Source organism: Petrachloros mirabilis (assembly GCF_975968855.1).
Genome location: NZ_CDLUDY010000229.1, coordinates 1 through 5,985, shown reverse-complemented (window position 1 = coordinate 5,985; position 5,985 = coordinate 1). Strand labels below are relative to the sequence as shown.

At 52.7% G+C, this 5,985-nt stretch carries 7 protein-coding genes; 4 read left to right on the top strand and 3 right to left on the bottom strand.

Annotated elements, in window-relative coordinates:
- From ACWVCN_RS09465 to ACWVCN_RS09455, 3 genes are all read right to left on the bottom strand, one after another.
- On the bottom strand, positions 1–336 hold a 336-nt coding region (locus ACWVCN_RS09465; RefSeq protein WP_455245346.1), incomplete at its 3' end, for an SUMF1/EgtB/PvdO family nonheme iron enzyme.
- 65 nt (positions 337–401) lie between these two features.
- Positions 402–1,367, bottom strand: coding sequence for a formylglycine-generating enzyme family protein (locus ACWVCN_RS09460; protein ID WP_455245345.1), 966 nt, complete (start codon positions 1,365–1,367; stop codon positions 402–404).
- Positions 1,368–1,411: 44 nt separating this feature from the next.
- Positions 1,412–1,720 (bottom strand): hypothetical protein, encoded by a 309-nt coding sequence (locus ACWVCN_RS09455; RefSeq protein WP_455245343.1) that lies wholly within the window; start codon positions 1,718–1,720, stop codon positions 1,412–1,414.
- Between the two features lie 142 nt (positions 1,721–1,862).
- On the opposite strand from ACWVCN_RS09455, the gene ACWVCN_RS09450 reads away from it, so the two are divergent.
- The 4 genes from ACWVCN_RS09450 to ACWVCN_RS09435 all read left to right on the top strand — a co-directional run.
- Positions 1,863–2,780, top strand: a complete 918-nt coding sequence (locus tag ACWVCN_RS09450) for a MerR family transcriptional regulator (RefSeq protein WP_455245342.1) — start codon at positions 1,863–1,865, stop codon at positions 2,778–2,780.
- Between the two features lie 123 nt (positions 2,781–2,903).
- On the top strand, positions 2,904–4,169 hold the full coding sequence (locus tag ACWVCN_RS09445) for a hypothetical protein (RefSeq protein ID WP_455245341.1): 1,266 nt from the start codon (positions 2,904–2,906) through the stop codon (positions 4,167–4,169).
- A gap of 244 nt (positions 4,170–4,413) precedes the next feature.
- Positions 4,414–5,475 (top strand): SAM-dependent methyltransferase, encoded by a 1,062-nt coding sequence (locus ACWVCN_RS09440; protein WP_455245339.1) that lies wholly within the window; start codon positions 4,414–4,416, stop codon positions 5,473–5,475.
- Positions 5,472–5,985 (top strand): DUF2878 domain-containing protein (locus ACWVCN_RS09435; protein ID WP_455245338.1); only part of this gene is annotated, 514 nt, incomplete at its 3' end. The genes ACWVCN_RS09440 and ACWVCN_RS09435, both read left to right, overlap by 4 nt.

Genomic DNA, 5,985 nt, shown 5'->3' with positions numbered 1-5,985 from the left:
GGCAGGAGCCGGATGGCCCTTAGCCTTGATAAAGTCGCCGTATTCTTTGTTCGAGACCTCATATTTATCGATCAAGTAGGAATCCAGGAACACCACATGGGCTGGGCCTTCGTCGTTAAATGCCTCAGCCGACCAAGGAGTCTGCATTCGTCTCTCATAAGGAGTAGGCTTCTTGTTTGAGTTAACAGGCTGGTTTTTATCGATTCCCATGACTGAAGGCCCGTGCCCCACATAGATCATGTCTTTGGGTATTAAGGTCTCAGCCTGAGCTGTTCCGCTCATGATCGCGAAGCCGGTTAAGAACAGTACCGGCAGTATGACTTTGGGAACTTTCATCACAATCCTCCATCCCTTGTGGACTCCGGTGGGGAGCGGTGTACCGCTCCCCATTCGGTTGGGTGTTATTTCTTTTTCGTGGTTTTCTTGATCAGATCCCTAGTGGCCAGATATTCCTTGTTACCCGGATCAGCTGCCAAAGCCTTTTCAATGGACGCCAACGCGTCAGCATTCTTCTCAGCACCCATGGCCACTAGAGCTGCGATGAAGGCGTCGCGACCTGCCTGCATCGCGTCTTCAGAAACAGCAGTACCCGACTTGGCGCATCGGAATCCGAGACCGACCCCGTAGGAGTTATTCGCTGGTTGATTCCAGAAGCGATGGCTTGTGTGTAAAGAGGTCTCCGGCGCAAGCCAGGATCCGCCTCTCAACACTTTGACCGGGCCCTGGTTCGCAAAATTGTAGCCCTTGTCCGGCCCTTGCGGATTCAGTGCCACGCTCTCCTTGTAGTACTTCGGGTCATACCAGTCAGATACCCATTCGAACACATTGCCAGCCATGTTGTAGACTCCGAATCCGCTCACGCCATCAGGATAGGAGTCGACCGGCAAGGAATGACCGACATTTTGCCCGTAGTTGGCCTTCTTAGGATCGAGCTTGTGCCCCCAGGGATAATGATTGTCGCCCTGCGGCCCCTTCGCGGCCCGCTCCCATTCCGCCTCCGTCGGCAGCCGCTTGCCATCCCACTTACAGAAGGCATCAGCATCGTTCCAGCTCACGCCGACGACAGGCTGATTCGGCTTGCTCAAACGTGGATCGTCCCAGTAGGCAGGCGCGGGATGCCCCGTGGCCTTCATGAATTCCTTGAATCGGGCGTTGGAGACTTCGTACTTATCGATCATGTATGAGTCGACCACGACCTGATGGGAGTCCTCGTCATAATGTTCATGGCTCCCCATCGTAAATTCGCCCCTGGGAATCGAAACCATGTCCTTATGATTATTTGGTTTCTCCCCCGCCATCGAAAGGGAAACAGAGCCGGCTACTAACAATACCGCTAGGCCTGCCTGTAGAAGAATTTGACTCCGCATCGGATACCTCCTTGTTTGAGAAAAACCAGGTTGATACTGGTTGGTTAAAACAACGCCGTCACCTGACACTCGATTGCCCGCACCGATCCCGGGACTGTTCTCCCGTTTCCGATCTCCTGTTGCCGTCTCCGGTTTTGAAGAATGACGGGATCAACGACCTCACCACACTGCACACAGCGGCAGGAGACGAAATCGAGTTCTCCTGTGCTGCTGAGCAGGTCTGTGCAGAACTCTCTGACCAGGAGTCCCCCACAGCGAAGGCATCCCGCTACGGAATGTCCAGGGGTTGAATGCCCCCCCTCCTCTTGTAACGTTTCCACTAATTCCCTTCTCGATTCAACCTTGCTCGCCATAATCACCTCCGCATAATTTATATTGTTCACTGTTTGTTCACTGTGTGTCTAATGTATAAACAATGTTGTCCAATGTGTCAAGTGTTTTTTAAAAAAATATTTGACAAACATTGAACACCATTATATATTCGAGCTACGAAAAATGAATACTCATAGAATTCAAAGAGTTGCAAAACTTACTGGCCTTTCAAAGGACGTCATCCGGGTGTGGGAGCGCCGTTTTGGCCTCCTAAAACCGACGAGGGGCGCCAATCGTTACCGCAACTACTCTGATGACGATGTCACCCTATTGCGGTACCTGAAGGCGCAACTCGACGCTGGAGCATCGATAGGAGAGCTCTCAAGAGTAGGGCGTGAGGAACTTCTCAAACGCGCGTCAGCCAGCACCCCACCAGTGCCAGTTCTCAACAACACCTTCTCCAGACTGCTGCAGGAATTGCTTTCCGCTCTAGATCCACTTGATCGTGTGACCTTTGAGAGGCGCTTGAATGGAGCTGTGGCAGTCGTTCCGTTTGATGAGGCGTTACACGGGGTTTTGCTGCCACTGCAGGAACAGGTGGGTCAGTTGTGGCATGACGGCCACATTAATGTAGCCATCGAACATTACGTCACGAAGCAGATCCAACAGAAGATTTTCTCGGCCATGAATCAACTTCCCGTCGCCGACTTCGGACCTAAGATTGTTGTCGCATGTCCTCCGGGTGAAGAGCACGACATCGCCGCATTGACAGTGGCCTATCGATGTCGCGTCCATGGTTGCCGAGTCTACTACCTAGGAGCCAACGTGCCTGTAGCTTCACTGACTAAACTCTGTAATGCGGTGAGGCCTGACCTTACAATTATCTCATTCCCTCTCACACTCCCTGAAGCGAAAGCTGAAGAACTGGTCCAGGCTCTCTCCAAAGAACTGAGTCCTATCTCCAATCTAGCTGTCGGCGGAGATGGGGCTATCGCCATGCGGGCGCACTTTGCAAACTCCGGAATTGCTGTATTGGAGAGCTTCGGTCATCTGGACAAAAGGCTCGAAAAACTGATGCGGCAATCTCTAGCCCAGGCGTAGCCAAGGGAACATTCGAAAGATACGTAACGTCTCCCGTTTTTTTAGACCCTGACGCTATCCTTTTCGCTCGCGATATTTGGCACATGAGACGGCTCAAATCTCGCCACATGGGAGGTGCTGCTCATGAGAACGATCAATAAGACAAGCCCTCATAGGACAAGAACATTCGTCCGGGATCTTATGCTTGGAGCACCCATCGGTTTTTGTCTATTGTTGTCGGGTTGTGTCAGTCCCATCGCTATCAACAGGGCAATGGTGGCATACGATCAAAGTGTGATGAAGGCGGAAAAAGAGCTATTGCTCATAAACCTCTTGCGCATGCGAGACGAAGAATCTCCTCACTTCACAATCACATCGAGTATCGCCGCGACGTTCGACTTTCGGGTCTCGGGAGCACTTTCTGGGGAAGTCTTTCACGACGATATATTGGGTCTTCACCTCGGAAGTGAAGTGGCTGAAAATCCAACGGCCACCATGATCCCGGTACAAGGGGAGGAATTCACCAGGCGCGTCCTCTTACCGCTCGACCATTCCCGCTTTGAGTTTCTTTCTCATCAACCTCACCATTTGGCTGCGCTCCTACGTATGGCTGTTCGTGAAGTCGAAACAGCTCCTGAAAAGGGCGGCCATCGTGTGATCGTCAACTCACCTGGTTACCGTGAAGAATATATGGAATTTCGTCGCCTTGTTCTCCATCTCACCTACCTGCACTCAATCCACCGCCTGTACATTGCCCCCCTGGTCTATGAAGAAGAGCAAGATTTTCCCGACAACTTTTCCTTACATGCAACCAACATCGAGGGCATTCTCGACAGAGGCGGCCGGTTCGAGCGAAAAACTGATGGGTCAGGGTATGTCCTCAAACGTATCGTCTACGGCCGCACCATCATGACCAATTATCCACTTGCAAGCTTAAGCAACCAGGAGCGACGGGCTCTCGACTTGCAGGCGAAACACTTGAAGACCAACGAGATTCCCATAGATATCAATGCCGGCCACCCTGGCGGCAGTTATCCTATCCATGCGATTCTTCGTCTTCGGAGTCTCTACGAAACAATGAGATTCGTCTCGAAAGGACTTGGTTCGGAGGCCGAATTTGATGTGGATCCTGATCCAGGCACGGGAATTATCACGCAACAATATGCCACTGCGGAAATTAATCCGGCTTCAACATTCCAACTCGAAAGTGGAGACGCACTCCCCGAGGACACCTTTGTTTCGACCCAATTCAAGGGCCAATATTATTGGCTCCCGGATATCAAAGATACACCGAATCTTTCCGAGTCTTGGAATCGTGAGGTGTTTGCCATGCTTCATACCATGTATCAACTGAGTGTGAGCGATGCCGTGACCAAAGCCTCTTCGCCCGCGATCGCGATTACAAAATGACGGTGAGATCCGTTCAGAAGACCTAACGATGACAGAAAGTAGGCGAAGTTTTTCGGTGACCCGGCGCGCGACATTGGGAAGGCCGTTGGTAATCCACAATTGCTCGAGGCCTTTTGGTTGCTACAAAGCGCAGTAAATTGCGAGATCAGCGAGTGCCAGAAGACAATAGTACAAAGTGCGAAGTGTTAAGATAATACTTCTACAATTCGTGCGAGCGCCGGCCTGAAGAGAGAAGGTATGGCCTATGAACCCATTCTATCAAGCTGCCTATAGACTCACAGAAAAGGGAGCCGTGCCTGACCCAATGATCCGCCTTGCCATTCGCATGTTGATCAGGAAGCGTCTCCTTGAGATCAAGCGCAATAATGGAGAACCCGGTTCCACTGCACAAGCAAGATTAATCGAAAACATGCGAAAGTCGCCCATCGCGGTTGTTCCGGAGAAAGCCAATGCCCAGCATTACGAAGTGCCCGCGGCATTCTTTGAGGCTGTTCTGGGACCGCATCTCAAGTACAGCAGCGCGTATTGGGCGGACGATGCGGTCACGCTCGCTGACGCGGAGGCGGCAGGCCTACAGGAGACCTGCGGGCATGCCCGACTTCGGGATGGGCAGACGATCCTGGAGTTGGGGTGTGGGTGGGGATCGCTCACGCGCTGGATGGCCAAGGCCTATCCCAACAGCCATATTGTTGCCGTTTCAAACTCTAAATCACAGCGTGAATTCATTGAAGCGAGGGCCAGGCAAGAAGGCTTCGGCAACATCGAGGTGCAGACGTGTGACATGAACAATTTTGACATCGGGCTGGCGCGGTTCGATCGTGTGGTTTCTGTCGAAATGTTCGAACATATGCGTAACTGGCCGAAGCTTTTCTCAAAGGTCCATGGATGGTTGAAACCGGGGGGCCTCTTTTTCATGCACATCTTCGTCCATCGTACCGCCCCGTATCTTTTCGAAGACCGCGGTCAAAGCGACTGGATGAGCCGTCACTTTTTTACAGGCGGCATGATGCCTTGTGAAGCCCTGCCGCTGGCCTTTCAGGACCACGTTCGATTCGTGCAACGTTGGTGGTGGAACGGAACGCACTATGAGAAAACGGCCAATGCATGGCTGGCAAACATGGATCAGGCACGAGGCTCACTCTGGCCGCTGTTTGTCAGAACGTATGGCAAAGCCGACGCCCAGACCTGGTGGATGCGATGGCGGATGTTCTTTATGGCCTGTGCCGAACTGTTTGGCTACGAGAGAGGTGAACAATGGGGAGTCAGTCATTATCTCTTCGAGCGTCCCGGAACAAATGCGGCGTGAGCCCGGACTTCTTCAGGACTTTGGTCAACGTCGTGTTATTCCAGATCGGGTGGTTCGCCTGTGTACTCAGTGCGGCTGCCGGCCGTCCCTCGCTCGGGGCAGCCATAGCCGTCGGCATTGTAATCTTGCATCTCATTCAAGCTCCCATGCCACGCCAGGAGCTATTCTTAGTCCTTTCGGCCTTGGCCATCGGCGCAGCCTGGGAAAGTCTCTTGGTTTGGCTGAACCTGGTCGCATACGAAGTCGGGGTGATTGTCCGGTGGACCGCGCCTTACTGGATCATCTTAATGTGGGGACTGTTCGCGACCATTCTGAATGTTTCCCTGCGATGGCTGAGAGAGCGCTGGCTTCTCCAGACGCTGGCAGGGCTAGTGGGTGGACCTTTGGCCTTCCACGGGGGACACCGCTTTGGGGCGTTGGAATTTGGCAATGAACCGGTAGCCCTATTTGTCATAGGTACAGGATGGGCTGTCCTCACCCCTCTGCTCATGACACTGTCTGTCCGATTTG

Bases quoted from the DNA above. Each gene is read 5' to 3' on its own strand.
- ACWVCN_RS09460 (WP_455245345.1), bottom strand. From the start codon at position 1,367: ATGCGGAGTCAAATTCTTCTACAGGCAGGCCTAGCGGTATTGTTAGTA.
- ACWVCN_RS09455 (WP_455245343.1), bottom strand. From the start codon at position 1,720: ATGGCGAGCAAGGTTGAATCGAGAAGGGAATTAGTGGAAACGTTACAA.
- ACWVCN_RS09440 (WP_455245339.1), top strand. From the start codon at position 4,414: ATGAACCCATTCTATCAAGCTGCCTATAGACTCACAGAAAAGGGAGCC.
- ACWVCN_RS09450 (WP_455245342.1), top strand. From the start codon at position 1,863: ATGAATACTCATAGAATTCAAAGAGTTGCAAAACTTACTGGCCTTTCA.
- ACWVCN_RS09445 (WP_455245341.1), top strand. From the start codon at position 2,904: ATGAGAACGATCAATAAGACAAGCCCTCATAGGACAAGAACATTCGTC.